25 protein-coding genes are annotated in these 24,036 nt (G+C 69.3%); 4 read left to right on the top strand and 21 right to left on the bottom strand.

Features of this window, described 5'->3' with window-relative positions:
* Positions 1-187: 187 nt before the first annotated feature.
* Positions 188-562 carry a hypothetical protein gene (locus ABD333_RS07465; protein WP_344539032.1) on the top strand — a complete coding sequence of 125 codons (375 nt, stop codon included), beginning with the start codon at positions 188-190 and terminating at the stop codon, positions 560-562.
* On the opposite strand, the gene ABD333_RS07460 is transcribed toward ABD333_RS07465, so the two are convergent.
* The 3 genes from ABD333_RS07460 to ABD333_RS07450 are packed head-to-tail and all read right to left on the bottom strand — an operon-like array spanning position 559 to position 2,499.
* On the bottom strand, positions 559-1,101 hold the full coding sequence (locus ABD333_RS07460; protein ID WP_344539031.1) for a hypothetical protein: 543 nt from the start codon (positions 1,099-1,101) through the stop codon (positions 559-561). The two genes, ABD333_RS07465 and ABD333_RS07460, sit on opposite strands and share 4 nt — an antisense overlap.
* Positions 1,082-1,603 (bottom strand): AAA family ATPase, encoded by a 522-nt coding sequence (locus tag ABD333_RS07455; RefSeq protein ID WP_344539029.1) that lies wholly within the window; start codon positions 1,601-1,603, stop codon positions 1,082-1,084. The genes ABD333_RS07460 and ABD333_RS07455 overlap by 20 nt, the downstream gene beginning before the upstream one ends.
* A gap of 47 nt (positions 1,604-1,650) precedes the next feature.
* Positions 1,651-2,499 (bottom strand): PaaX family transcriptional regulator, encoded by an 849-nt coding sequence (locus tag ABD333_RS07450; protein WP_344539027.1) that lies wholly within the window; start codon positions 2,497-2,499, stop codon positions 1,651-1,653.
* A gap of 102 nt (positions 2,500-2,601) precedes the next feature.
* Between ABD333_RS07450 and ABD333_RS07445 the strand changes: the two genes are divergently transcribed.
* Genes ABD333_RS07445 through ABD333_RS07435 form a run of 3 tightly spaced genes read left to right on the top strand, consistent with a single transcriptional unit; the run spans position 2,602 to position 5,492 of the window.
* Complete coding sequence (locus ABD333_RS07445; protein ID WP_344539025.1) at positions 2,602-3,486, top strand: amidohydrolase family protein; 885 nt, start codon at positions 2,602-2,604, stop codon at positions 3,484-3,486.
* Positions 3,487-3,513: 27 nt separating this feature from the next.
* Positions 3,514-5,025, top strand: a complete 1,512-nt coding sequence (locus tag ABD333_RS07440) for an acyl-CoA synthetase (RefSeq protein WP_344539023.1) — start codon at positions 3,514-3,516, stop codon at positions 5,023-5,025.
* A 17-nt stretch (positions 5,026-5,042) separates the two neighbouring features.
* Positions 5,043-5,492 (top strand): MaoC family dehydratase, encoded by a 450-nt coding sequence (locus ABD333_RS07435; RefSeq protein WP_344539021.1) that lies wholly within the window; start codon positions 5,043-5,045, stop codon positions 5,490-5,492.
* A gap of 295 nt (positions 5,493-5,787) precedes the next feature.
* On the opposite strand, the gene ABD333_RS07430 is transcribed toward ABD333_RS07435, so the two are convergent.
* The 18 genes from ABD333_RS07430 to ABD333_RS07345 form a co-directional block, all read right to left on the bottom strand.
* Positions 5,788-6,213, bottom strand: coding sequence for a helix-turn-helix transcriptional regulator (locus ABD333_RS07430; protein WP_344539019.1), 426 nt, complete (start codon positions 6,211-6,213; stop codon positions 5,788-5,790).
* 940 nt (positions 6,214-7,153) lie between these two features.
* Positions 7,154-8,152, bottom strand: a complete 999-nt coding sequence (locus tag ABD333_RS07425; RefSeq protein WP_344539017.1) for a DUF4192 domain-containing protein — start codon at positions 8,150-8,152, stop codon at positions 7,154-7,156.
* A gap of 60 nt (positions 8,153-8,212) precedes the next feature.
* Complete coding sequence (locus ABD333_RS07420; protein WP_344539015.1) at positions 8,213-9,457, bottom strand: helix-turn-helix domain-containing protein; 1,245 nt, start codon at positions 9,455-9,457, stop codon at positions 8,213-8,215.
* A 269-nt stretch (positions 9,458-9,726) separates the two neighbouring features.
* The gene (locus tag ABD333_RS07415) at positions 9,727-10,680 is read right to left on the bottom strand and encodes an extracellular catalytic domain type 1 short-chain-length polyhydroxyalkanoate depolymerase (RefSeq protein ID WP_344539013.1); all 954 of its coding nucleotides are present in this window, start codon (positions 10,678-10,680) and stop codon (positions 9,727-9,729) included.
* A gap of 79 nt (positions 10,681-10,759) precedes the next feature.
* On the bottom strand, positions 10,760-11,275 hold the full coding sequence (locus ABD333_RS07410) for a hypothetical protein (RefSeq protein ID WP_344539011.1): 516 nt from the start codon (positions 11,273-11,275) through the stop codon (positions 10,760-10,762).
* A 27-nt stretch (positions 11,276-11,302) separates the two neighbouring features.
* Positions 11,303-12,232 carry a hypothetical protein gene (locus ABD333_RS07405; protein ID WP_344539009.1) on the bottom strand — a complete coding sequence of 310 codons (930 nt, stop codon included), beginning with the start codon at positions 12,230-12,232 and terminating at the stop codon, positions 11,303-11,305.
* A gap of 21 nt (positions 12,233-12,253) precedes the next feature.
* The gene (locus tag ABD333_RS07400; protein WP_344539006.1) at positions 12,254-12,796 is read right to left on the bottom strand and encodes a hypothetical protein; all 543 of its coding nucleotides are present in this window, start codon (positions 12,794-12,796) and stop codon (positions 12,254-12,256) included.
* A gap of 8 nt (positions 12,797-12,804) precedes the next feature.
* Positions 12,805-13,296 (bottom strand): hypothetical protein, encoded by a 492-nt coding sequence (locus ABD333_RS07395; protein WP_344539005.1) that lies wholly within the window; start codon positions 13,294-13,296, stop codon positions 12,805-12,807.
* The gene (locus ABD333_RS07390) at positions 13,293-14,540 is read right to left on the bottom strand and encodes an MlaD family protein (RefSeq protein ID WP_344539003.1); all 1,248 of its coding nucleotides are present in this window, start codon (positions 14,538-14,540) and stop codon (positions 13,293-13,295) included. The genes ABD333_RS07395 and ABD333_RS07390 overlap by 4 nt, the downstream gene beginning before the upstream one ends.
* Complete coding sequence (locus ABD333_RS07385) at positions 14,540-15,676, bottom strand: MCE family protein (RefSeq protein WP_344539001.1); 1,137 nt, start codon at positions 15,674-15,676, stop codon at positions 14,540-14,542. The genes ABD333_RS07390 and ABD333_RS07385 overlap by 1 nt, the downstream gene beginning before the upstream one ends.
* Positions 15,676-16,734, bottom strand: a complete 1,059-nt coding sequence (locus ABD333_RS07380; RefSeq protein ID WP_344538999.1) for an MCE family protein — start codon at positions 16,732-16,734, stop codon at positions 15,676-15,678. Before ABD333_RS07380 ends, ABD333_RS07385 begins: the two co-directional genes overlap by 1 nt.
* Positions 16,734-17,783 carry an MCE family protein gene (locus ABD333_RS07375; RefSeq protein WP_344538998.1) on the bottom strand — a complete coding sequence of 350 codons (1,050 nt, stop codon included), beginning with the start codon at positions 17,781-17,783 and terminating at the stop codon, positions 16,734-16,736. Before ABD333_RS07375 ends, ABD333_RS07380 begins: the two co-directional genes overlap by 1 nt.
* Positions 17,780-18,832 carry an MCE family protein gene (locus ABD333_RS07370; RefSeq protein WP_344538996.1) on the bottom strand — a complete coding sequence of 351 codons (1,053 nt, stop codon included), beginning with the start codon at positions 18,830-18,832 and terminating at the stop codon, positions 17,780-17,782. Before ABD333_RS07370 ends, ABD333_RS07375 begins: the two co-directional genes overlap by 4 nt.
* Entirely contained in the window at positions 18,829-20,121 is a 1,293-nt protein-coding gene (locus ABD333_RS07365; protein ID WP_344538994.1) for an MCE family protein, read from the bottom strand. The genes ABD333_RS07370 and ABD333_RS07365 overlap by 4 nt, the downstream gene beginning before the upstream one ends.
* Entirely contained in the window at positions 20,118-20,963 is an 846-nt protein-coding gene (locus ABD333_RS07360) for an MlaE family ABC transporter permease (RefSeq protein ID WP_344538992.1), read from the bottom strand. The genes ABD333_RS07365 and ABD333_RS07360 overlap by 4 nt, the downstream gene beginning before the upstream one ends.
* A 3-nt stretch (positions 20,964-20,966) precedes the next feature.
* On the bottom strand, positions 20,967-21,761 hold the full coding sequence (locus tag ABD333_RS07355; protein WP_425546900.1) for an MlaE family ABC transporter permease: 795 nt from the start codon (positions 21,759-21,761) through the stop codon (positions 20,967-20,969).
* A 241-nt stretch (positions 21,762-22,002) separates the two neighbouring features.
* A complete protein-coding gene (locus tag ABD333_RS07350) occupies positions 22,003-22,536 on the bottom strand; it encodes a hypothetical protein (RefSeq protein WP_344538990.1) in 534 nt (177 codons plus the stop codon).
* A gap of 294 nt (positions 22,537-22,830) precedes the next feature.
* Positions 22,831-23,931, bottom strand: coding sequence for a fibronectin type III domain-containing protein (locus ABD333_RS07345; RefSeq protein WP_344538988.1), 1,101 nt, complete (start codon positions 23,929-23,931; stop codon positions 22,831-22,833).
* Positions 23,932-24,036 lie beyond the last annotated feature (105 nt).

The raw sequence follows: 24,036 nt of genomic DNA, 5'->3' as shown, positions 1-24,036 counted from the left end.
TACCCAAAGATGATCCTAACGGTGCGTCAGTGTATGGGCGGGTCCGGTCACAGGACGTGCGGAACGTGGCGGTGTCGACGAGATCGTGACACGCATGGAACCTTGTCCGCACGGGCGATCGTTATTGTCGTACTCGCCCAGTGCCCCGGAGCGGCTCCGGGGCGGCACCAGAGGACGGACACAGGCGATGAGGTTCCGCGACCGGTTCGGGATTCGCAAGCACCGAGGGCCGAGCGTCACCAGGCTCGACCGCGAGGCCACCGACTCCGACATCGAGGCGCTGATCGCGTTCGCCCGCGGCAAGCAGGGGGTCGAGTTCTTCGTCGAGCCGGAGACCTTCGCCACCGACACCACCGCCGTGGCCGTGGCGCACGACGGTGAGTGGACGCGCCGCCGCGTCGGCGCCCCCAAGGTGATCCACAAGGTCGCCCAAGACCTGGGCCTGCCCGTCTACGACGTGCAGATCGTCGGCTACCCGCCGCGCATGCGCGCCTGGAACGAGCGCAACCGCGACCGGCGCATCGACCCGGGCTCGCCAGGGGAAGCCGTCTCCTCCTCCTAGCCGCCGCGGCGCCACGCCGCCCGCATCGCGCGGGCCGCCTCCTCCACCGAGAGCTCGTCGGTGTCGATGCGCAGGCCGCCACCGTGCGGTCCCTCGGCCTCGCGGATCGCCTGCCGTGCGACCTCCCGCAGAACGGCGTGAGGCTGCCCCCGCAGGCCGTCGCCGGGAATCGCCGGTCCCTCTCCCCTGCCCCGCGCCATGATGCGCTCGGTCAGCCGGTCCGGCCCGGCATGCAACCGGCACACGGTCACGACGCCGGGGAGGAACGAGACGTCCGGCTCGTCGGCGCCACCGGAGACGATCAGGCAGCGGGCACCGGCCTCGCCGAACACCGGGACCATCGCGGCGAGGTTGGCCTTCCAGACCTCACCGGCGCCGCTCATGAAGCCGAGCTGCTTCACGTCGGCGTACGCCGCCCGGACGCCCTCACGCACGATCTGCAGGAAGACCTCGAAGCCGATGGTCGACTTGCCCACGCCGACGGGGCCGCAGATCCACAGGACGGGCAGCCCGCCCGGGTCATTCGCCGATGCCCGCAAGACCGGCCCCCTCCCAGACGAGCTGGACCACCGCGGGCACCGGCAGGCCGCTGGTGTCGACGTGGAAGTCGGCGAAGCCGGTGCGGTCCAGCGCCTCCGCGGCGGCGAGCGCCTCGTCCACGAAGTCCGGGCGCCATCCGCGCCCGACGAACCGTTCCCTGAGCTCCGACGCATCTGCCCGCAACCGGCACAACGTCACCTCGGCGTCCGGCACCGCCTCGGTGTAGACCCGCGCCTCCTCCGCCGTGTCGACGACCCCCGAGAAGATCAGGCACTCCGCTCCGGCCGCGCGGAAGTTGCTCCAGACGGCACGCAGATTCCGCGCCCGAACCCGGTGCAGAAGGTCGGGCGGCGCCGGATGGCACAGGCCGATCTGGTCGGCGTCCACGTACGCCGCGTTCACCCCGGCGCGCACGAGCCGTTCGTAGAGCTCGAACCCGACCGTCGACTTGCCGACACCCGGGGGCCCGCACAACCAGAGGAGAGGAGCTTCGCCGACCATCGCCGCGACCCTAACGAGCCCCCGCCCGCGAGGCGACCCCATTTCGTTCAGTCCCCGGCAGCGGCCTTCGCGACCGGGATGAACTCGACCAGGCGGTCGGCGATCTCACGCGCGGGCGCGTCATACCGCTCGCGCAGCTCGTGCAGCACCTTCTGGGCGCGTACGGCGGGCCAGTCGTCCGGCAGATGCTGGACGGGCAGCCGCGGATCGACCCCGACCAGCTGCAGCCACTCGGTCATCATCCACAGATAGCGCGCCAGGTCGTGGGGCGCCTTGGGAATCGGGTCGGGCCGGTCCCAGCGGTCGAGGAACTCCTGGTAGCCGGCGGCCAGCCCGTCGAGGTCGAACGCGTCGCGGATCATCTGGGTCACGTCCGTGGGCGCCCCGGCGCTCCCGTGGAAGACCCGCACGTGCCTGCCCGGGTCGAGGCCTTCGACGGAGGCGAGGACCGGCCCGAGGTCGACCTTCGAGGGCGCGATCCACGTTCCGTTGCCGAGCGGTCCGAACCCGGCCCACATCAACCGTGAGCGCAGGTCGTGCCGCTGGCGCTGCCACGACTCGGGCATGGAGAACGAGAGCACGGTCCATTGCCCGTCCCAGTCTTCGTTGACCGCGCCGCGGCGCCAGACCCTCGCCTCGCCGTCGAGCAGAATGCGCTCGGAACGCCCGGTCAGGCCGAAATGCATGCGCCGTCCCTGCCGGTGCCGGGCGAGGAGGCCGCGTCCGGTCATGCGGGTGAGCGTGGACCGGAGAGCGTGCTCGCCCACACCGAGTCCGGCGAAGAGCTCGACGAAGCTGCCCGAGAACACCGCGATGTCGCGCCGCAGCACGTAGTTGCCCAGAAAGGTCAGCATGAGCGACTGCGGCCGCAGCCCTGGGGACGGGTCCTCGTTCATGGCGCCAGCGTAGGGCCGATTCCTGATGTTGTGCACTTTCTTGACGACTGTGACACACACGCCTATCTTCGCAGTACCCCTTTGGACGCAGGAGGCTTCTTCATGTCCATCGATCTCGACGAGATCGTCGCCATCGACGTCCACACGCACGCCGAGGTCTCCTCCCGAGGAGGCGCCTCCCTCACCGATGAGCTCCACAAGGCGTCCAGCGCCTACTTCAAGGTGGACGGCACGAAACGCAAGCCGACGCTGGAGGAGCTGGCGGCGTACTACCGCGAACGGAGGATGGCCGCGGTGGTGTTCACCGTGGACGCCGAGCACGCCACCGGTGTGCCGCCCGTTCCGAACGAGGAGGTCGCCGAGGCCGCCGCCGCGAATCCGGACGTGCTGATCCCCTTCGCCTCCATCGACCCGTTCCGCGGGAAGGCGGGGATCCGGCGGGCGCGGCGGCTGGTCGAGGAGTACGGGGTCAAGGGCTTCAAGTTCCACCCCAGCATCCAGGCCTTCTTCCCGAACGACCGGCTCGCCTACGGGCTGTACGAGGCGATCGAGGAGCTCGGCTGCATCGCGCTCTTCCACACCGGCCAGACCGGGATCGGCGCGGGCGTGCCGGGCGGCGGCGGCATCCGGCTCAAGTACTCCAACCCGATGCATGTGGACGACGTCGCCGCCGACTTCCCCCAGATGAAGATCATCCTGGCGCATCCCTCGTTCCCCTGGCAGGACGAGGCGCTCAGCGTCGCCACCCACAAGCCGGCCGTCCACATCGACCTGTCCGGCTGGTCGCCCAAGTACTTCCCGCCTCAGCTCGTGCGGTACGCCAACACGCTGCTCAAGGACAAGGTGCTCTTCGGCTCGGACTACCCGGTCATCAGCCCGGACCGGTGGCTGGCCGACTTCGCCGCGCTGCCCTTGAAGGACGAGGTCCGGCCGAAGATTCTCAAAGACAACGCCGCCCGCCTGCTGGGCCTGTGCGAGGACTCCTGATCCGCCCCCGGAACGAGGGAGCGCACCATGCGCAACGAGGGAATCGGGTCATGGCCGGCGCGCCGGGCCCGCAAGACCCCGGACCGTCCGGCCCTCATCCATGAGGAACGGTCGTTCACCTACGCGGTGCTCCATGACCGCGTCACGCGTCTCGCGCACGCCCTGCGCGACCTCGGCGTACGGCGCGGCGACCGGGTCGCCTATCTGGGACCCAACCATCCGACGTTCCTGGAGACGTTGTTCGCCACCGGCCGCCTGGGCGCGATCTTCGTCCCCCTCAACATCCGGCTGTCCGGTCCGGAGATCGCCTTCCAGCTCGCCGACTCGGGCGCCGCGGTGCTCGTCCACGGCGAGAGCCACACCGCGTTGGTCGACGAGATCAAACCGGACGTGCGCGCGTCCGTGGTGCTGACCGGGCCGGCCTCCGGTGCGCACGACTACGAGGCGCTCGTCGGCACCGCACGTGCCGAGCCGATCGACGAGCCCGTCGGCCTCGGCGACCCGTGCATGATCATGTACACGTCGGGGACGACCGGGCGGCCCAAGGGCGCCGTCCTCACCCATGGCAACCTCACCTGGAACGCGGTCAACGTCCTGGTCGACACCGACCTCGTCGCGGACGAGGTGGCGCTGGTGGCGGCTCCGCTGTTCCACACGGCGGGGCTGAACATGCTGACCCTGCCCGTACTGCTCAAGGGCGGGAGTTGCGTCATCGTCGGCGGCTTCGATCCGGACGCCACGCTCGACCTGGTCGAACGCCATCGGGTGACGTTCATGTTCGGCGTGCCCGCGATGTTCCAGCAGGTCGCCCGTTCACCACGGTGGGCCGCCGCCGACCTGTCGTCCCTGCGCGTCCTCACCTGCGGGGGCTCGCCTGTGCCACCGACGCTGATCGCCGCGTACCAGGAGCGGGGGCTGACGTTCCTGCAGGGCTACGGCATGACCGAGGCGTCGCCCGGCACGCTCTTCCTGGACGCGGCGCACGCCGTCTCCAAGGCCGGGTCGGCGGGCGTCCCCCACTTCTTCAGCGACGTACGGGTCGCCGGCGGCGATCTCACCGAGGTCGAACCCGGCGCGACCGGCGAAGTGATCGTGCGGGGTCCGCACGTCATGCCGGGTTACTGGGGACTGCCGGAGGAGACGGCACGGGCCTTCACCGACGGCTGGTTCCGCAGCGGCGACGCCGCCCGGCTCGACGCCGACGGCTACGCCTACATCGTCGACCGCATCAAGGACATGATCATCTCCGGCGGCGAGAACGTCTACCCCGCCGAGGTGGAGAACGCCCTGCTGGCCGTTCCCGGGGTCCGGGAGTGCGCCGTCATCGGCGTGCCGGACGAGACGTGGGGCGAGGTCGGCCGCGCCGTCGTCGTGGCCGACCCGTCCGCCTCCCTCACCGAGGACGACGTGCTGACCGCGCTCGCCGGCCGCCTCGCCAAATACAAGATTCCCAAGTCGGTGGTGTTCACCGGCGCGCTGCCGCGCAACGCCGCGGGGAAGCTGCTCAAGGCCCGCGTCCGCGAGGCCTTCGGAACCTGAGAGAGGACCACCTGCTCATGAACGTGCACATCGACGAACTGCCCGGACTCGTCGGCAGGAAGTTCGGCCCGGGCGACTGGCTGGAGGTCACCCAGGAACAGATCAACACCTTCGCGGACGCCACCGACGACCACCAGTGGATCCACGTGGACGTCGAACGGGCGAAGGAAGGCCCGTTCAAGGCGCCCATCGCCCACGGCATGCTGACGCTGTCTCTCTTCATCCCGCTGCACACGGCGCTGCTGAACGTGGACGGGGTGACGACCAAGGTCAACTACGGCTTCAACAAGGTGCGCTTCCCCGCCCCGGTGCCCGCCGGCTCCCGCGTCCGCCTGACCACGCGGCTGGTCTCCGTCGAGGAGGTCGCCGGGAACGGCGTCCAGATCACGGTCGACGGCACCATCGAGATCGAGGGCGGCGCCAAGCCCGCGTGCGCGCTGCAGAGCGTGTCCCGCTTCTACCGCTGACCGGAGAACCTGGCCGAGGCGTCAGGTTTTCAGGGGAACGTATCGCGGCGTGCGGTCCTCGGCCTCCGATGAGCTGGACGCTGACGGGCAGGTTCTCGACGAGGGCCGTGGGCCGGATCAGCAGCAGCCAGATGCGCGCGGCCTCCGCGAGCAGGCGAACTGCCCCGACCAGTACGAAGACGACCTCCAGGTAGCCACGGCGGCCATCTACTACCGCTCCCGCCCACCGCTGGCTGGCCGAAACCGTCTTCGTAGGCCTGGCGCGCGGCGAGGAGGACCAGGTCGCCATCCGTATCTAGGCGGCGGCCACCCGGCGCGCTTCCGCGGCCCGGGTCGGGCGGGTGTGCACCTTGGCCACGCACGCGGGCATCGCGGCCAGCGCGCTGTGCTCCCGGCCGCGGTACGCGCTCGGCGTCTCCCCGACGATCTCGGTGAACCGCGAGCTGAACGAGCCGAGCGACGTACACCCGACCGCCATGCACGCGTCGGTCACGCTCATGCCGCCCCGCAGCAACGCCATCGCGCGCTCGATGCGACGGGTCATCAAATAGCTGTAGGGCGTCTCGCCATAGGCCGCCCGGAACCGCCGCGAGAAATGCGCGGGCGACATGAGCGCGCGACGAGCCATCGTCGGCACATCGAGCGGGCGCGCGTACTCACGGTCGATCAGATCCCGCGCACGGCGCAGATGCGCAAGGTTGGCGAGCTCTTCCCGGGTCATGAAACCGACGCTACCACCCCCCTCCGACATGCCACCCACCTGCACAAACCAACCAAGACAAGCCCGCAAGTCACACCACCAGCCTCCCCAACGAACAAGCCGCTGCGCCGGCGAACCGGGTGCAGCCCGGGGCCGCTGACGGCTGCCCCGGATGGCTGACGGCTTCCCGACAGACAAAAGGCTGCGCGGGTGGCAGACGACCGCCGCAGGCGGGTCGCGGCTGCCACGAGCGGCTGACGGCTGCTCCTGCGAGATGGCGGCTGTCCCCACGGACAAGAGCTGCCGGGCCGGTTGGTGGGCTGCCCTGCCGGGTGGGGCCGCATGGGGTGGCTGACGGTGCCCCGACAGACAAGAGGCTGCGCGGGTGGCAGACGACCGCCGCAGGCGGGTCGCGGCTGCCGCGGGTGGCTGACAGCTGCTCCTGCGAGATGGCGGCTGTCCCCACGGACAAGAGCTGCCCGGCCGGCTGGTCGGCTGCCCCTGCGGGGCGGGGCTGCCGGGGTGGCTGACGGCTCGCCTACGGACAAGAGGCTGCACGGGGTGGCAGACGGCCGCCGCAGGCGGGTAGCGGCTGCCACGGTGGTGGCTGAAACTGCACCTGCGAGATGGCGCGGCTGCCCTCACAGACGGGAAGCTGCCCGGCCGGGCCGGTTGGTGGGCTGCCCCTGCGGGGTGGGGGGCTGCCAGGGGTGGCTGACGGATGGCCCTACGGACAAGAGGCTGCGCGGGGTGGCAGGGGGCTGCCTGGGGTGGCTGAGGGCTGCGGTGGTGGATGGCGGTTGTGCGGGGTGGTTGTTTCGGGGGGTGCCCCGGGGTTGTTGGTGGGTGCCCCGGGGCTGTGGCTGGGGCGGGCGTGGGCGGCAAAGGGGGTCGTTGGTTAACGCCCGACGCTCGTCCGGCCTTGGTTTGTCTCCTTTCGTGGCTGTGAGGGGGCCTCCTTTCAGGGGGGTGGGTTGGCTTCGTAGGCGGCGGCGAGGGTTTGGGGGGTCATGGTCGTTTGGAGGCGGGAGGGTGGGATCCCGGCTTCCACGACCGCGCGGAGCAGGTGTGCCAGGGAGTAGGCGGGGTCGGCGTCTTGGGCACGGTCGAGGGCCAGGTTGGCCAGGCCGCCGTCGCCGGCGGCGTAGGCGGCTATGGCCAGGAGGCAGGCGGGGGCGGCGGCGTAGGGCTCTTCGATGCGGCGCAGGATGGCCCGCCAGAAGTCGATGTCGCGCTGGGGTGCGTCGGTGTCTATGCGGATCCAGGCTTCGTCTCGTACGCGCAGGTTGGTGAGGGTGACGCCCAGCCAGGCGACGTCTTCGTCGGTCGGGTCGGGAGTGAGGTCGGCCAGTATGGCGAGGCCACTGGCGGTCAGGCGGGACTGTAGTTGCGCCGGTGTGGTCTCGGCGGCCCAGGACAGGAAGCGCTCCTCAGCGCGGTCGGTGGCCGCACGCATCGCCGTGCGGGCCTCGCCTTCCAGCGGGGCGAGCGTGCGGGCCAGCTCGGCTCTGTCTTGCAGGGCCACGTGCCCGGAGAGGGTGGCCTCGGCCGCGACGACCGTGGTGGAGATGTCGTAGGGATGGCCCTCAGGCGGGCAGCAGTCGTCGTCCACACAGGTGAGGGACCACCATCGGTCGGTGCCTATGCGCAGGGCCTCGGTGATGTGGAGGTCTTGGGCGGTCAGCACTTCCCAGGCCGCGGCCACGACGGGCGTCACGTCGCTGGAGGTGCCGTAGCCGAGGAGGAGGGCTCGGCGGAACGCGTTGTGGGTGAGCAGGGCGGCTATGCGTTCAGCTGCCGCCCTGGGATCGGGTTGCGGTAAGTCGAGCCGCATCGCGCAGGTGTCGTGCGGGCCGTCGTAGGCGATCACCACGAGGCTGTCGGCGGGATGGAAGCCCAGCAGGTACGGCACGGCGGCGATGGCGTCCTGCGGCGAACGGATCACCAGCGGAGTTCTCATACCGACGACAGTGCCAGTTCGTCGCTGTGAGTGGCGAGGTCACCACGACCTGTGGATAACTCACTCGCTGGCGGCCGCCGGGACACGGACGTCACGCACGCGCGCCCCCAGTTTGGCGTGCAGGATCATCTCCAGCTCCAGGCTGCGGCGGGGGTCGAAGAGCTCGTCGCCGAAGAGCTGCTCCAGGCGGCGGAGCCGGTAGCGGACCGTCTGCGGGTGGACGTGCATCTGGTTGCCCGCCTCGGTAGCGTTGAACCGGTTCTCCAGCAGGGACAGGAGCGTCTCGGAGAGGCGTTCGGCCTGGACGGGCGAGATCGCGCGGAGCGGCGCGAGACGGGACGCGGCCGCGTGCTCGATCAGCTCCTCGGCACGGAAGATCGCCAGAGTGGGCACGTGGTCCATGCACCGGACCACGGCGTCGTCGGCGATGACACCGCGCCGGACGAGCGCCTGGGCCTCGCGCGCCCACCGGAACGACTTCGCCGTCTCGCCGATCTGCACGGTCGGGCCGACTACAACGGTCCAATCGCGCAGGAGCGGCTCCAGGAGGCGGAGGCGGCCTGGCCCTTCGGGGTCTGGAAGGACGAGCACCAGCGGCGAGGAGGCCGGGTCGATGAGCACGTCGGGCGGCAGGGACGGCGCGTGGAAGTCGGCCACGCCGCGCGGGTACAGCGCCACGGCGGCGACCGCGCGGGGCACCCGCCACTCGGCGGTCCGGGCCGCCTCCTTGATCACTTCCTCGGGGACCGGCGGCTCGGCGAGCAGGAGGTCGAGCAGCCGGGTACGGCGGCGGTGCAGGGCCTCGGAGCTGCCGGCCACCTCGCTCTCGTACCCCTGGGTGATGAGCGCGGCGACGGCGTCCATGTAGCTGAACTGCGCGTCGGCGATCAGTCCGAGCGTCGCCCGGTCGATGTCGAGCGTGTCGGCCAGCGTGGTGATGGACCGCCAGGCCGAACGGGCGGTCTGGCACATCAGGCGGTGCATCTCGTCAAGGTCCTGGCCGTCGTGCGCCATCTCGCGGCCGAGCTCGATGTAGGTGGGCGCTATGCGCGCCCAGGCCGAGCGAGGATTTTCGACCAGGGCACAGAAGTGCTCAAGCCCCAGCAGAATGCGCTCCCGGAGCTTGCCGGCACGCGGGTGTTCGGCGACCCGCGGGTCCCCGGCGGCCCGCGCCCCGGCCGGCAGCACGGTGAGCGGCTCCCGGAGGGCGGGCTCCACCGTACGGGCGGCATGGAGGCGCATGCGCCGCGCGAGATCGCGGGGAATGGCTTCGAAGGGACTGACGTCCAGCTGAGCTTGCGTCATCGTCGCGGCTCCCTGCAACTACGGACCACTGTGACACCCCGAGTCCCACAAGGATGGCGCACGAGCCGCTTCGATGATTGTCAGGTTCGTGCGAGCTTTCGGGCGTGGATTGTGACCCAGGTTGACAATCGGCGGAGTTTCACAAGATCAAAGCCGTGTTCCTAGTTGAACGCGGCACATCCGGGCCCCACGGGGAGGGCGGGCCGCACAGCCGCCCTCCCCCTCGTTCCGTCCACGCCGGGGCCTTGCGGGATCGCCGGTCCCACATATCAGGACTTGGCCACCCCTGACTGGCGTGGATGGGCCGCGAAGAAGGACCACAGCATCGCGCTGCCGTCCACCCCGGCGGTCCTGGTCGGCACCGGCCATTCGTGCCCGCCGCCGGTCACCGTGCACAGGGCGACCTCGGTGCGCGACCTGCCCGTCGTCGCGCAGCGCGTCGCCGCCTTCTCGAAGTAGGTACGGGTCAGCGCGGGCAGCCCGGCCAGCCGCCGCCAGATGTCGACGACGGTCCGCACGGGCAGGAACGGCAGCTTGACGTCGAAGTCGAGGTTGCCGCCACCGTTGTACGGAACGGAGAAGTCGGCCGTGCCATGGAACGCCAGCAGCGACACCTTGGGCCGCGACGGGCACAGCGTGGCGAGCGCGCCGGAGACCACGCCGATGGCCGCCACACGCCCGGGACGTTCGCACACGTACTTGTACGCCATCCCGCCGCCGTTGGAGAAGCCGGTCAGATAGACCCGCCGCGGGTCGGCCAGCTTCTCGTTGACCAGCGTGGTGATGAGCCGGTCGATGAACGCGACGTCGTCCACCCCGGTCAGCCGGGCGAACGAGCAGCAGGCGCCTGCGTTCCACGTGCGCAGGAAGCCGTCGGGATACGCCACGACGAAGCCGTGACGGTCCGACAGGGCGTCCAGGCCGCTCTGCTTCTGGATGTACTTGCCGTCGTCGAGACCGCCGTGCAAGGCGATCACGAGCGGAGGTGGTGAGGCGGACTTGCGGCGCTTGGGCACGTGCAGCAGGTACGGCCTGTCCCACTTCTCTTTCACGAGCCAGTTGAACGACGGCATGGTGATCGTGCGCGCATGTGTGCCGGGCGCGGGCGGCGTCGGGGACACCCTCGACGCCGTGGGCGCGGCGGCCACTGCGGGCAGGGGGTGGGCGCTGGTGACCAGGCACAGGGCCATCGTCATCAGCGCCGCCCGCATGATGATTTTCATGGGCCGATCCTGCGCCGGGCGCCGCCGCCCTTGCTACACGCCGGACGAGCGGAAAGCGGCCGCCGATTGTGGGTTCGGCTTAAGGATTCGGCGACGTTCCACCGGTGAACGTGTCGATGTTGGAGATCCGCCACTTGCCCGACTGCCGTACCGCGTCCACGGCCAGCATGGCACCGGCGTACGAGCTCTTGCCATCGGTACCGCGCGTGCTGCGCTGGTCGGCGAACACCAGCACCCGGGCCCGGTCATCCTGCAGCATCTTCACGGCGCTGTCGGTCACGGTCGTGGTGAGCACGAGCTTCTGCTCCGGCGCCGACTTGCGCACGAGCCCGAACATCGCGTCGTACTGCTGCACGGCCTTGCCCACGATCAGGTCCTTGGCCGCGCGCTCGGTCTTGGCGATGTCGGTGTGGTTGTAGGAGAAGACCGTGTTGACGATGTCGTTCACCGAACCCTTGACCTCGCTGGTCCCGGCGTTGTCGGTGAGCGCCACGTTCCGGGTCGCCGGGGTGTCGCGCAGATCGCCGGCCTGCTGGTGGGACCAGACGGCGAGGCCGCCCAGCAGGACCGTCACCGTCCCGAGAACGGCTGGCAACCGGATGAGCATGATGGGCGGGCCCTTCTAGGAGTTTCCGACGGGCGCCGGACCGAGCGCGCTGACCTTCCAGCCCGCGGAGGTCCTGGTCAGCTCCGCGATGTGGCGGTCCTTCTTGGTGGCCGGGGCACCGGTCGGCGGCGTCACGACGATCTCGATGGCCACGATGATCCGGGCCTTGCCCGCGTGCGCGTCCAGCTCGGTGAGCGCGCCTTCGAGGATCCGCGCCTTCGTGACGGTCTTGGCCTTCTGCGTCTGCTGCTCGAACGTGGCGCGGCCCTGCACGATGTCCTGGTACATCTTGCCGGTCGTGGAGTCCTGCCAGGTCCGCAGGCTGGCGTCCAGCGTCCGGTAGTCGAGCGTGTTGAGGTTCTGGACGGCCTGCTCCCCGCTGCGCAGCACCTGGTCCCTCAGCTTGGAGTACGCCAGCGAGTCGTCGTTCTCGGCCGAGTACCAGCCCCACCCCGTCCAGGCGGCCGCGATGACCGCGATCGCCACCGACACGATCGCCGCCACCCGCACCGGATCCCACTTCGGCACCCGCGCGGAGCCCGTCGAGCCGCCCGCCTTACTTGCCTTGCCCGCCGGAGCCTTGGCTTTGGAACGCTCCCCCGCCTTGGCCTTCTCACCGTCAGCGTCCGCGTCGTCCGCCTCAGACACGTCCGTGGAAGCCCCGTCTGCGTCGGTGGCGTCCACTTCAGCGCCGTCCGCCTCAGCGCCCTCCGCCTCAGCGCCCTCCGCCTCAGCGCCGTCCGCGTCGGTGGTGTCCGCTTCAGTGGCGTCCGCGGAGGCGGCGTCGTCTTTCGCGGCGGCAGCCTTGTCAGCGGCCTTGCCAGGCGTGTCGGCGGCCTTGTCGGCGGCCTTGGCAGGCTTGTCGGTCTGGTCGGCGGGCTTGTCGGCTTTGTCAGCGGAGTCCGGGGTTTCTTCCATGACGCCCACCGCGGCTTCGTCGGCCATCGGTGTCACCTCCTTCGCGGGTCAGCGGGACTTGAGGTCGGTGATGCGCCACAGGCCGTCCTTGAGTTCGGCCGTGACCGAGAGCTGGGCCGCGGCGGTGGTGCCGGCGGGCTTGCCGCTGCGCGTCGTCACCTGGTCCAGGAACACGAGCAGCTGGGCCTTGTCGCCGGTGAGGCTGACCAGGCCCGCCCGTACGACCCGGGTCTTCAGGGCGAGGCCGTCGGCGGGGGCCTGCCGTTTCACCTCGGCGAAGAGACGCCGGTATTCGGTGGCGGCGCGGCCGGAGAGGGACTCGGCGGCGGCTCGTTCGGCGGTGGCGGTGTCCTGGGCGCTGTAGGTGAAGACGCGCGTGAGCGTGTTGCTCACGTCGCCGACGGCCTTGGTGGTCGCGTCGGCGTCGGTGAGGGCGCGGTTGGGCGACTCCTCTCCGCCGGAGCCGCGCAGGAAGAGCAGGACGACGGCGACGACCGCCACGACCGCCGCCACGGCGAAGCGGACCCAGGGGAAGGCGGGCCGCGCGGGAGCGAGTTCCTCGGCCAAGGGGTCCTCGATGATGGTGGGCATGGTCCTCCTCAGCTCGCGCTCACCGGGATGGCGGTGAGCGACTTGAGCTTCCAGCCGGCGGGCGTGCGGGTCAGCCCCGCCTCGTACCGTTTGCGCTGGACGGTGGGCTGACCGGCCTGGGGGGTGAGCCGGATCTGCACGGTCGCGATGAGCTGGGCGGTGCCGGACCGCTGGTCCAGGGAGAGCACCGCGGCGTCGTCGACCGTGGCGACCGCGGTCGTCCGCGCGGCGACGATCTTCTGCTTGCTCGCCGCCGACTCGCGCTGGAGCTGGTCGTGCAGAGGCCCGGTCGAGGAGGCCAGCCACTGGCGCAGGCCGGCGTCGCTCTGGCTCCAGTCCATGCTGTTGAGCGCCGCGACCTGCCGTTTTCCGGTGGTGAGGACGAGGTCGCGGTCCTCGCCCAGGTCGTTCTCGCCGCCACGGGAGTCGTAGAGCGACCAGCCCGACCAGGCGAGCAGGACCAGGGCCGCCACGATCAGGAGGTTGCCGGTCCACTTCATTCGCGGTCTCCGTTCAGGCCGAGGAGTCCGCTGAGGTCCGTGGTGGTGGAGGTCAGCGCGGGGAGGCCGAGCGCTCCGGGCAGTCCGGAGCCGGTCGCGCCCATGACGGAGTCCGGCCGGGCCGCGTCCGGGACGCCGCCCCGGGGCGCGTTGGCGGCGCCGCGGACGTTGACTCCGCTGGAGGCGGGCATCGTGCAGCGGGCGGCGGTGTTGAGGGGCGGTCCGGCGGAGAGGTCGAGGCCGTTGCGGTACTTCGTCCCGCCGTAGCCCCGGGTGCACGGCAGGGGCTGGAAGAACGTGGTGACCATGCCGAAGTTGAGCTTGCCGTTCTGGATCATCGAGTTGCCGGCGGCGACCGCCTTGGGCACCTTGACCAGCAGCTCCTCCATCCCGTTCACCCTCGTGAGGAGGAGGTCGGAGGTGGTGAGCAGGTTGGCGATGACGACGCTGAGGTTCGGGTCGAGGTCGCGGACGAGCCCGGCGAACTGCTCGGACGCGCCCGGCGCGGCGGCGACGAGCCGGCGGAAGTCGCCGTCGGAGTCGCGCAGCTGCTTGGCGAGCAGCCGGGCGTTGTGACCGAACGCCTTGAGCGAGGCGGCCTCCTGGTTCTGGGTCCGCATGACCACCTCGCCGTCCACGATCAGGCGGGTGGTCGGCTCGACGTGCGCGTTCGCCTCGCGGGTGAACGCGCTGCCGTTGTCGAGCAGCGTCTGCAGGTTCTGGCTCTGCCCGTTGAACGCGGCGCCCAGCTCGCTGATCAGCGTCCGGTAGTCGTCGAGCGGGACGGACCCGGCCAGGTCGCTGACGCTCCTCAGCAGGTCGGTGACCGGAGCGGGGGTACGGGTGGCGGTGCGTTCGATCCGCGCGCCCGCGGCCAGGTAGGGACCGGTCGCGATCTCCGGTCGCAGGTCGATGTACTGCTCACCGACGGCGGACCGGTTGGCGACCAGCGCCGCGCTCTTCTGCGGGATCTTGGGCGCCGACTTCTTGATGCGCAGCTCGGCCACGACACCGTCGCCGGTGAGCCGGATCGGCCCGACCCGGCCGACCGAGACGCCGCGGTAGGTGACGTCGGCGTACTGCAGGAGCCCGCCGGCCTCGGCGAGCTCCACGTTCACCACGTAGTAGTCGCGGTAACCGACGTAGCTGCCGAGGTTGGCGTAGCGGATGCCGACGAACGAGAGCGTGAGGACGGCCAGCAGCATGAAGGCCCACACCTTGACCCTCGTGACGAGCGTGATCATCAGCCCTCCCCTCCCACGGTCGGCGGCGCGACGGTCTCGGCCCCGGTGGACGGCAGCGGCAGCGGCGGCGCGTCCTTCCTGGCCGGGGTACCGCCGGACTTGGCCGGGGTGCCGCCGGTCGGTTTCGGCTCGATCGGCGGAATGATCTGCGGCGTGCCCGGCACGGCCGCCACCGTGAGGTAGACGTTCAGGTAGTCGCCCTTGATGGCGGGCATCACGGCGTCGGTGAACGGATAGGTCAGCAGCGCCTGGAGCGAACGCGGCAGATCGGCGCCGGAGTCGGCCAGCTTGCGCAGGGTGGGTTCCAGTGCCTTGAGGTCGGCGACCATGTCGTCCTTGCTCTTGTCGATGGTCGTGACCGCGACGCCGGACAGCCGGTCGAGCGCCTCCAGCATGCCGACCAGCGCGCCGCGCTGCCGTTCCAGCACCTTCAGGCCGGGGGTGAGGTCGTCCAGCACCGTGTTGATCTGCGTGCGGCGGCCGTTGAGCGTGGCGGACAGGCGGTTGAGGCCGTCGAGGGCGTCGGTGATGCCCTTCTTGTTGCCGTCCAAGGTGGACGTCAACCTGGTGACCTGCTGCAACATCGACTTGATCTGCGGCTCGTTGCCGTTCATCGCGTTGTTGAGCTCGGTCGTGATCGTCTTGATCTGGTTGAGCCCGCCGCCGTTCAGCAGCAGCGAGAGCGCGCCGAAGACCTCTTCGATCTCGGGATTGCGGTTGGTCCGCGCCACGGGGATCGTGGTGCCGTCGGTGAGCCGTCCGGTGGCGCCGGTCGAGGGCGGCGTCAGCGCGACGTACTTCTCGCCGAGCAGGCTCGACTGGCGGAGCTGCGCGTAGGCGTTGGCGGGCAGCTTGACGTCGCCGTCGATGAGCAGCGTGACCTCGGCCGTCCAGCCGCCGTTCGGCAGGGAGACCTTGCTGACCCGGCCGACCGCGACGTCGTTCACCTTGACCGCCGACTGCGGAACGAGGTTCAGCACGTTCGTGAACTGGGCCTTGATCTTGTACGGATGGTCACCGACGTCGGCGCCGCCGGGGAGCGGGAGATCCTCGACCCCGGTCACCCCGCCGCCGCATCCCGTCAGTGTCGCGAGGGCGAGCGCGATCACCGCGGCGTTCCTGAACGGCCTGCGCATCAGCCGCCACCTCCGTTCACAGCCGGGAACGGCAACGGCGGCGCGTTGCCGTTGCCCATGCTCAGCTCGTTGAGGTTGCCGCGGCCCATCAGGGTCCGGCGGGCCGGGTCGTAGGCGTTGAGGACGTTCGCCACGTTGAGCGGCTGCACGTCCAGTGCCTCGGCCAGCGACCTGCGCTGGTCCACGAGCACCTGCGTGATCGAGGCCAGCTTGTCCACATTCGACTTGATCAATGCGCGGTTGTCCTGGATGAACGTCTTCACCTTGCCGAGCGCGTCGGCCAGCTGCCGCAGCGCGGCGGCGAGGTTCTCGCGGTCGGCGGCCAGGAAGCCGGTCACGTCGGCGAGCTGCTGCTCGGCCAGGCGGACCTGGCTGTCGTTCACCCTCAGCATGGAGGTGAACTTCTGCAGGTTGCCGATCGTGGCGAACAGGTCCTTGTCCGACCCGTTCAGCGTCTTGGCGGCCTTGCCCAGCTGTTCGATCGTCTTGCCCGTCGCCTCGCCGTTGCCCTCGAAGTTGCGGGCGCCGGTGCGCAGGGCGTTGGAGAGCGCGCCGTTCTTGTTGAGCCCGTTGGGCCCGAGGTCGGCGGCGAGCTTCTTGACGGTGCCGTACAGCGTGTCGATCTCCACGGGCGTGCCGGTGCGTTCGCCCGGGATGACCGCGCCGTCGGCGAGCCGCGGGCCACCGGTGTACGCGGGGGTGAGCTGGATGTAGCGGTCCGCGACGACACTCGGCGCGATCACGAGGGCGCCCGCGTTCGCCGGGATCTCGACCGACTCGTCCACCTTGAGGGTGACCTTGACCCGCGACGGCTCCGGCTTGACCGACTCGATCGTGCCGACCTTCACGCCGAGCACGCGCACGTCCGAGCCGACGTACACGCCGACGGCCTGGTTGAAGTACGCGGTGACCATGGTGCTGGGACGGCCCGTGAGCACGGCCAGCGCGACCGCTCCCAGCACCACCGCCATGGTGGCGGCGATGAGTGCCAGCAGGACGAGCCGTATGCGCCGGTACCGCGTGCGGCGCCGGTCGTTCAGGATGATGGTCTGCTGCATCAGCGACCTCGCTTGGGGGGCTGGCACCCGGTCTTCGGTGGCGTGTTGGGCGGCAGGTAGTTCTTGGGAACGACGCCGCACAGGTAGCCGTCCATCCACCGGCCGTTGCCGAGCGAGTTGCCCAGCAGGCGGGTGTACGGCCCGGCGATGGACAGCGCCCGGTTGAGGTCGGACCTGTTGCGTTCGAGCAGCGTCGCGACCTCTTCGAGGGAACGCAGCGCGGGCGCGAGCTGCTTCTGGTTGTCGTCGACCAGGCCGGACAGCTCGGCGGACAGCTTCTGCGTGCCGACCAGCAGCCCGTGGATGGCGTCACGGCGGCGGCGCAGCTCGGCGAGCAGGAGGTTGCCGTCGCGCAGCAGCGCCTGGACCTGCGCGGTCTGGCTCGCCATGGTGCCGGAGAACTTGTTGGCCCCGGCGAGCAGCCGCTTGAGCTCGGTGTCACGGGAGGCGATCACCTTGGAGAGCGCGGTGACGCCGTCCAGGGCCTTGCGCATGGCGGGCGGCGTGTTGGCGAACGTCGCCGACAACGTCTGGAGGCTCTGCCCGAGCTTGGCCGAGTCGAGGTTGACCAGCGAGGTGCTGAGGTCGTCGAACGCGGCCGTCACGTCGTACGGCGACATCGTCCGGTTGATCGGGATGCGCTGGCGGGGGTCCTGGGGACCGGTGCCGAGCGGGTCCACGGCCAGGAACTTGTCGCCGAGCACGGTCTTGATCGAGATCGCGGCCGTGCTGGCGTTGCCGACCCAGGTGTCCTTGACCCGGAACGTGACCTTGACCTTCCCGCGTTCCAGCCGGACCTGGGTGATCTTGCCGACCTTCACGCCGGCGACCCGCACCTCGTTGCCCGGCCGCAGCCCGGCGGCCTCGGTGAAGTCGGCGGAGTAGTCCGTGCCGCCGCCGATGACCGGCAGGTCGGCGGCGCGGAAGGCTCCCATGCCCATGGTGATGAACATGACCATGCCGACGATGAAGACGGTGATCGGATTCCACTCGCGCACCGGCTTGAACAGCGGCCGCCGGGCGCGCTTGGCACCCTTGCCCTTGCTCATGACGTGCACCTCGGGGCGCTCTCGGGGGTGATGGGGATGCCGGTGGGGTTCGGGCGCTGCGGTTCGGGCGGGAAGTGCTGGTAGGAGACGCCCGTCACCCGCGCCTCGCAGAGGTAGAGGTTCATCCACGAGCCGTACGAGCCGAGGCGGCCGATGGCGTTCATCTTCACCGGGAGCGTGTTGAGGAACTTCTCCACGGTGGCCGACTCGTCCGCCAGGTTCTGGGAGAGGCGGCCCAGCTCGGCGACGTCCTTCTTCAGCGGTGCGCGCCCGGCCTCCAGCAGGCCCGCCGTGCTCCTGGCGAGGTCGTCCAGGGCGCCGACGGCCTCACCGATCGGCTTGCGGTCGGCGGCCAGGCCGGAGACCAGCTTCTGCAGGGTGCCGACCAGGTCGACGACCCGGTCGCTACGGCCGTTCAGGGTGTCGAGCACGCCGTTGAGGTTGGCGACGACCTGGTCGATGACCTGGTCCTTGGCGGCGATCGTGCTGGTGAGCGAGCCGACGGTGGTGAGCAGGGTCTCCATGGTCCCGCCCTCGCCCTGGAACACCTGGATGATCGACTCGGCCAGCTTGTTGACGTCGTTCGGCGACAGCGCCTGCATCAGCGGCCGGAAGCCGTTGAAGAGCTGGGTCAGGTCGAGCGCCGGCTTGGTGCGTTCGACCGGGATGGTCGCGCCCGGCCGGAGCGTGCCGGTCGCGCCGGTGCCCCGGTCGATCTCGACGTACCGCTGGCCGACCAGGTTGACGTACTTGATCGTGGCGGTCGCCGAGGCGGGGATCTCGCGGTCGCGTTCGACCGAGAACTTCACCTTGGCGACGCGCCGGTCCGTCACGCTGACGTTGTCGACCCGGCCGATCTGCACGCCGGCGACGCGCACGCTGTCGCCCTTGCGCAGCCCGGACGCGTCGGTGAAGCGCGCCGTGTAGGAGTTGGTCGCGCCGACGTTGGTCTGGGCGATGCTCACCGCGAGGACGGCCGTGGCCAGACCGGTGAACGCCACGAAGAGCAGCGACTTGATGAGGGGCCGTGCCAGGCCTCGGCTCTTCATCGCAGGGTCACCTCCTTACCGCGATAGATCGGGCCGACCAGCACGCTGCTCCAGTCGGGCAGGGCACCGGGCACCTCGTTCAGCCCGGGGGCGAGCAGTTCGTTGATGAGGCGGTTCTCCTCCGGGGAGTTGGGGAGGCCGAGCCCGCCGCGGCTGATCTTGGTGGTGGCGGCGTTGCCGGAGTACGGGACGGGGTAGCAGTCGGGGCCGCTCTTGTCCCGGTAGACCGGCCTGTCCTTGCCGGGCCGGTACGCGCCCTTCGACTTCATCGTCGTCACGTTCACGTGGAGGCCGGGCTGTTTCGTGCCCTTGCCGAGAACCCTGTCCATCATCGGGATGAAGTCGTTCACCATGCGCAGCGTGCAGGGCAGCTCGGGCGAGTACTTCGCCAGCAGCCGCAGGCTCGGCTTGCTGTGCGCGGAGAGCCGGATGATGTTCCGGGAGTTCTCGCGCAGGAAGTCGGTCAGGTCCTGCGACGCCGCGGTGACCGACGAGTAGACCGTGCTGAGGCCCGCCTGCTGGTCGACCAGCGTGCGGCTGGTGTACGTGGCGTCGTTGAGGGCCTGGATGATCTCCGGCGCGGCCTCGCTGTAGTTGTGGCTCAGCCTGACCAGCTCGGTGATGCCCCGGTTGAGCGCCGGGAGCTTGGGGTTCATCTTCCGCAGGTAGGCGTCGAGCTCGACCATGGTCTGCCCGAGTTGCGTGCCGCGTCCGTCCAGCGCCTGCGCGATCGCGCTGAGCGTGGTCGACAGCTTGGCGGGCTCCACCGCGGTCAGCAGCGGCATCATGTTGTCGAGGACCTGCTGCAGCTCGATCGAGTTGGACGAGCGGTCCTGGCTGATGACGCTGCCCGCGACGAGGCGCTGCGGGCTGGGCTGCGCGGGCGGGATCAGCGCCACGTACCGCTGCCCGAACAGCGTGGTCGGCAGCATCTGCGCCGACACGTTCGCGGGCAGCAGCTTCACCTTGTCGGGGTGGATCGCCAACTTGAGCGTCGCCCCGGAACCGCTGGCCTTGATCTCCCGGACCTCGCCGACCGTGACCCCGCGCAGCTTGACGTCCGCGTACTGGTGCAGCGAGTTGCCGGTGGCCGCGGCGTGCAGCGTCACCATCGAGACCTTGGTGAATCTCTTGTCGTACACCGCCATCGACAACGCGATCAGGAGCACCGGGACCAGGAGGAAGACCACGCCGGCGAGCCGCCGCCGGACCGTCTCGCCCGTCTCGGTACGCCGTCTGAGCCCTCTTCGGGCGCCTTTCGCCGCGTTCGTCGGGTTCCGCTCGCTCATCCGGCCACCTTCACCGTCGTCGTGGTCCCCCAGATCGCCAGGCTCATGAAGAAGTCGGTGATGCCGATCAGCAGGATGGACGTGCGCACGGCCTTGCCGACCGCCTGGCCCACCCCCGCCGGGCCGCCCGCCGCCCGGAAGCCGTAGTAACAGTGCGAGACGATCACCATCACGCTGAAGATGAAGACCTTCAGGAACGACAGCAACACGTCCACAGGAGAGAGGAACAACCCGAAGTAGTGGTCGTACGTGCCGGCCGACTGCCCGTTGAACCACACCGTGATGAACCGGGCCGAGATGTAGGAGGCCACCAGCCCGATCCCGTACAGCGGAATGATCGCCACCGTTCCGGCGACGATCCGGGTGGTCACCAGGTAGGGCAGGCTCGGGATGCCCATGACCTCCAGCGCGTCGATCTCCTCGTTGATGCGCATCGCGCCGAGCTGGGCGGTGAAGCCGGCCCCGACCGTGGCGCTCAGGGCCAGCCCGGAGACGATCGGCGCGATCTCCCGCGTGTTGGCGTACGCGGACGCGAAGCCGGTGAACGCCGCGGAGCCGATCTGCTGCAGCGCCGAGTAGCCCTGCATTCCGACGACGACGCCGGTGGCCAGCGTCATGGCGATCATCACGCCCAGGGTGCCGCCGATGACGCCGAGACCGCCGCTGCCGAACGCGACCTCCGACAGCAGCCGCTGGACCTCCTTGAGGTAGCGGCGGATCGCGCGCGGCGTCCACAGCAGGGTCTTCGTATAGAAGAGGAGCTGGTCACCGGGCTGATCCAGAAACCTGAACACACGACCCGGCTGCCGCAACGTGGCGCGACCGGGAATCGGGAGACCCATCGGTCATCCTCCCTTCGGTGGGACGACCTGCAGGTAGATCGCAGTGAGGACCATGTTCACGAGGAAGAGCACGAGGAACGCGTAGACCACGGACTGGTTGACCGCGTCTCCCACGCCCTTGGGGCCCTTGCCGGGGTGCAGGCCCAGATAGGAGGCCACCACCCCGGCGATGAAGCCGAAGATCAGAGCCTTGACGAGGCCGATGTAGAGGTCGGGCAGCTGAGCCAGTGCCGAGAAGCTCGCGAGATAGGCGCCGGGCGTCCCGTCCTGCATGAAGACGTTGAAGAAGTAGCCCGCGCTCACGCCGACGACCGAGACCAGCCCGTTCAGCAGGAACGCGACCGCCATGCAGGCCAGCACCCGCGGCACGACGAGCCGCTCGATCGGTGAGACGCCGAGCACCATCATCGCGTCGATCTCTTCACGGATGGTCCGCGAGCCCATGTCCGCGCACATCGCCGATCCGGCCACGCCCGACACCAGCAGCGCCACCACCATCGGGCTGGCCTGCTGGATGATGACCAGCACGCTGGCCGCGCCGGTGAAGCTCTCCGCGCCGAGCTGCTGGATCAGCGACCCCACCTGCAACGAGGTCACCGCCCCGAACGGGATCGACACGATCGACGCGGGCAGGATCGTCACGCTCGCGATGAACCAGAACTGCTCGACGAACTCCCGGAACTGGAATTTGCTCCGGAACAGCAACCCGATCACGGTCGCGCCGAGCTGGAACACCTCGCCGATGGTCCGCATCGCCTTGACCGGAAACGCGAGAGCCTTGTCCACCTGACTCGTCACGGCCGACCGCCGTCATCGCGAGGCGACTGGATCTGGATGCTCTTCACGGGCTCCTCATAACGTCCTGAATTCATCGCGGGGGCCACGCAAGGGAGACCGACTCTGGTCATTACCGGCTTGCGATCAAATCCTTCACTTACGCTAGTGGCACCCGTCCTCGTGACACTACTTTGAGCACCACATAAAACCGGCGGCCACAGGTCCCAGCATTGTCAGTGAGCTGACAAACGAGCCCGCTGTGTCAGGCTCCGATGTTCTGGCATTGGCTGACCTCACCGAAGACCTTGTTGACTTCCTTATTGGCCCGCAGGTCATTTGCTGGACCCTGGTACGAACTGAACAGGCTCATCTTCTGCCCGTAGGCACCGAGGGCCTTCGTCAGCGCCTTGTTGTCGGTCACCTTCGCCTTGAGCAGATCAGCGGAGACCTTGCCCAACTCCATCCGGACGTTCGTGAGATTGTCGTACGTGGTCTTGTAGGTCGCCTCTCCCCCGCTGACGGGGGGCGCGCCGGCGGCCTTGAGATTGCTGGCCTGTGCTGCCAGCTGGTTGCCGATGTCACCCAGGAAGGACAGAATCGCATCCCGCGACTTTTTCGCGCTCTTCGGGTCGATCTGTGGAAATTGAAGCTTCTGGGTGCTCTGCTTGAATCCAGCGCAGTAGCGACCCGCCCATGCCGCCTTCGCATCGGATTTGTCGCTCCCGCCGCCACACCCGGCCAGCGGGGCGGCCATCACGCAGGCCAGCGCGATTCCGCTGATCACGCGACGCACCATGTTCGTTCTCCTTTAGAGACTTCCCGGTGTTCCGGGAATGTTACAGAGCAGGACGATCCACCGACACCCGCGCACCAGGAATGTTGACGCAGCCAAACCTGCGCGGGAAGAACTTGTCATTCGGCGATAAATATGTCGCTCGCCAGGCGCCCCGCACCGGCGTGATCTGGCAGCTCCTGCGCCGAGCTCTGCAGGATCACGTCAGGGCGGGCCATCGACTCCGGGAGGCGCCCCCGCCGCCGCGGTTCCGCGGCGGCGGGGGCCCTGTCACGACCTGTCAGTCACTGCCGGAAATCACTTGGCGGTGGCCTTCAGGTCGACGGTGTTACCCGATCCAGCGACGAACGCGCTGATGATCGGCGTGAGCGGACCGCAGCCCTTGAGCGCGGGCAGGGTGTAGTTGCCCTTGAGCGTGCCGCCCGAGCCGAGCTTGAAGTCGGTCGACTTCAGCGGGATGGTGGCCGCGGTGCTGGTCTGGCAGGTGGCACCGCCGCCGATCTGGATGCCGAACACCTTGACCGACGGGACCTTGACGATCGTCTTGGTCTCAGTGGTCAGGGTGCTCCCGGACAGCGTGCCCGTCGTCTTGCCCTCAGGGGCGAAGGCGATGCTGGCGGTGGCCGGCAGGAACCCGAAGATCGAGAAGTTGCCGGTGGTCGGGTTCAGCGTCAGATCGGCGCTGACCTTCCCGCCCTCGACCGTCGTGGTGACCGCACCGTTCAGCGCGACCTTTCCGTTGGCACCCTTGATGGTCGACGTGCCGGCCAGACCGTAGGTGGAACCGCCGACGGGCGGCGGAACCGTGGCCGTGGTCTTGACCTTCTTGGATTCGTTGTTCGCCTTGTCGACCGCGGACACCTCGAAGTCGTAGGTACCGGCCGCGAGACCGGACACCGCCTTCTTCGTTTCGGTGACCAGACCGCCCAGCCGCTGACCGTTCTGGTACACGTAGTACCCGGCCAGGCCGGAGCCACCGTCCTCGTCCTTCGACGGGGACCAGGTGAGGTTGACGGTGCTACCGGCCACCGTGTTGGTGACATCCGTCGGGTCCGACGGAGGCGTGATGTCCCCCGGCTTCGCCTTGGTGTTGAACGTCTCGGTCACGGCGGCGGACTTCTTGGCGCCCTTCACCGCGACAACCGAGATCGGGTACGGCTTGCCGGCCTCAAGACCCGACACCTTGTGCGAGGTCCCGGTAACCGACTCGGTCTTACCGTTCGCCGTCACCTCATAAGAGTCAGCACCAGACGCCGGAGCAGTCCACTTCACCGGAATCTCAGTCTCAGTCGCCTCACCATCAGCAACCAGACCCGTCACCGGATCCACATCCGGATCCGCCTTCGGCTTGGTGTTGAAAGTCTCAGTCACCGCCGCGGACTTCTTGGCGCCCTTCACCGCGACAACCGAGATCGGGTACGGCTTGCCGGCCTCAAGACCCGACACCTTGTGCGAGGTCCCGGTAACCGACTCGGTCTTACCGTTCGCCGTCACCTCATAAGA

Origin of the sequence: Actinomadura fulvescens, assembly GCF_039533225.1 — a bacterium.
Lineage (GTDB): Bacteria > Actinomycetota > Actinomycetes > Streptosporangiales > Streptosporangiaceae > Spirillospora > Spirillospora fulvescens.
Note: the sequence above shows the minus strand (reverse complement) of the source record. Positions and strands in the feature narration are given on the sequence as shown.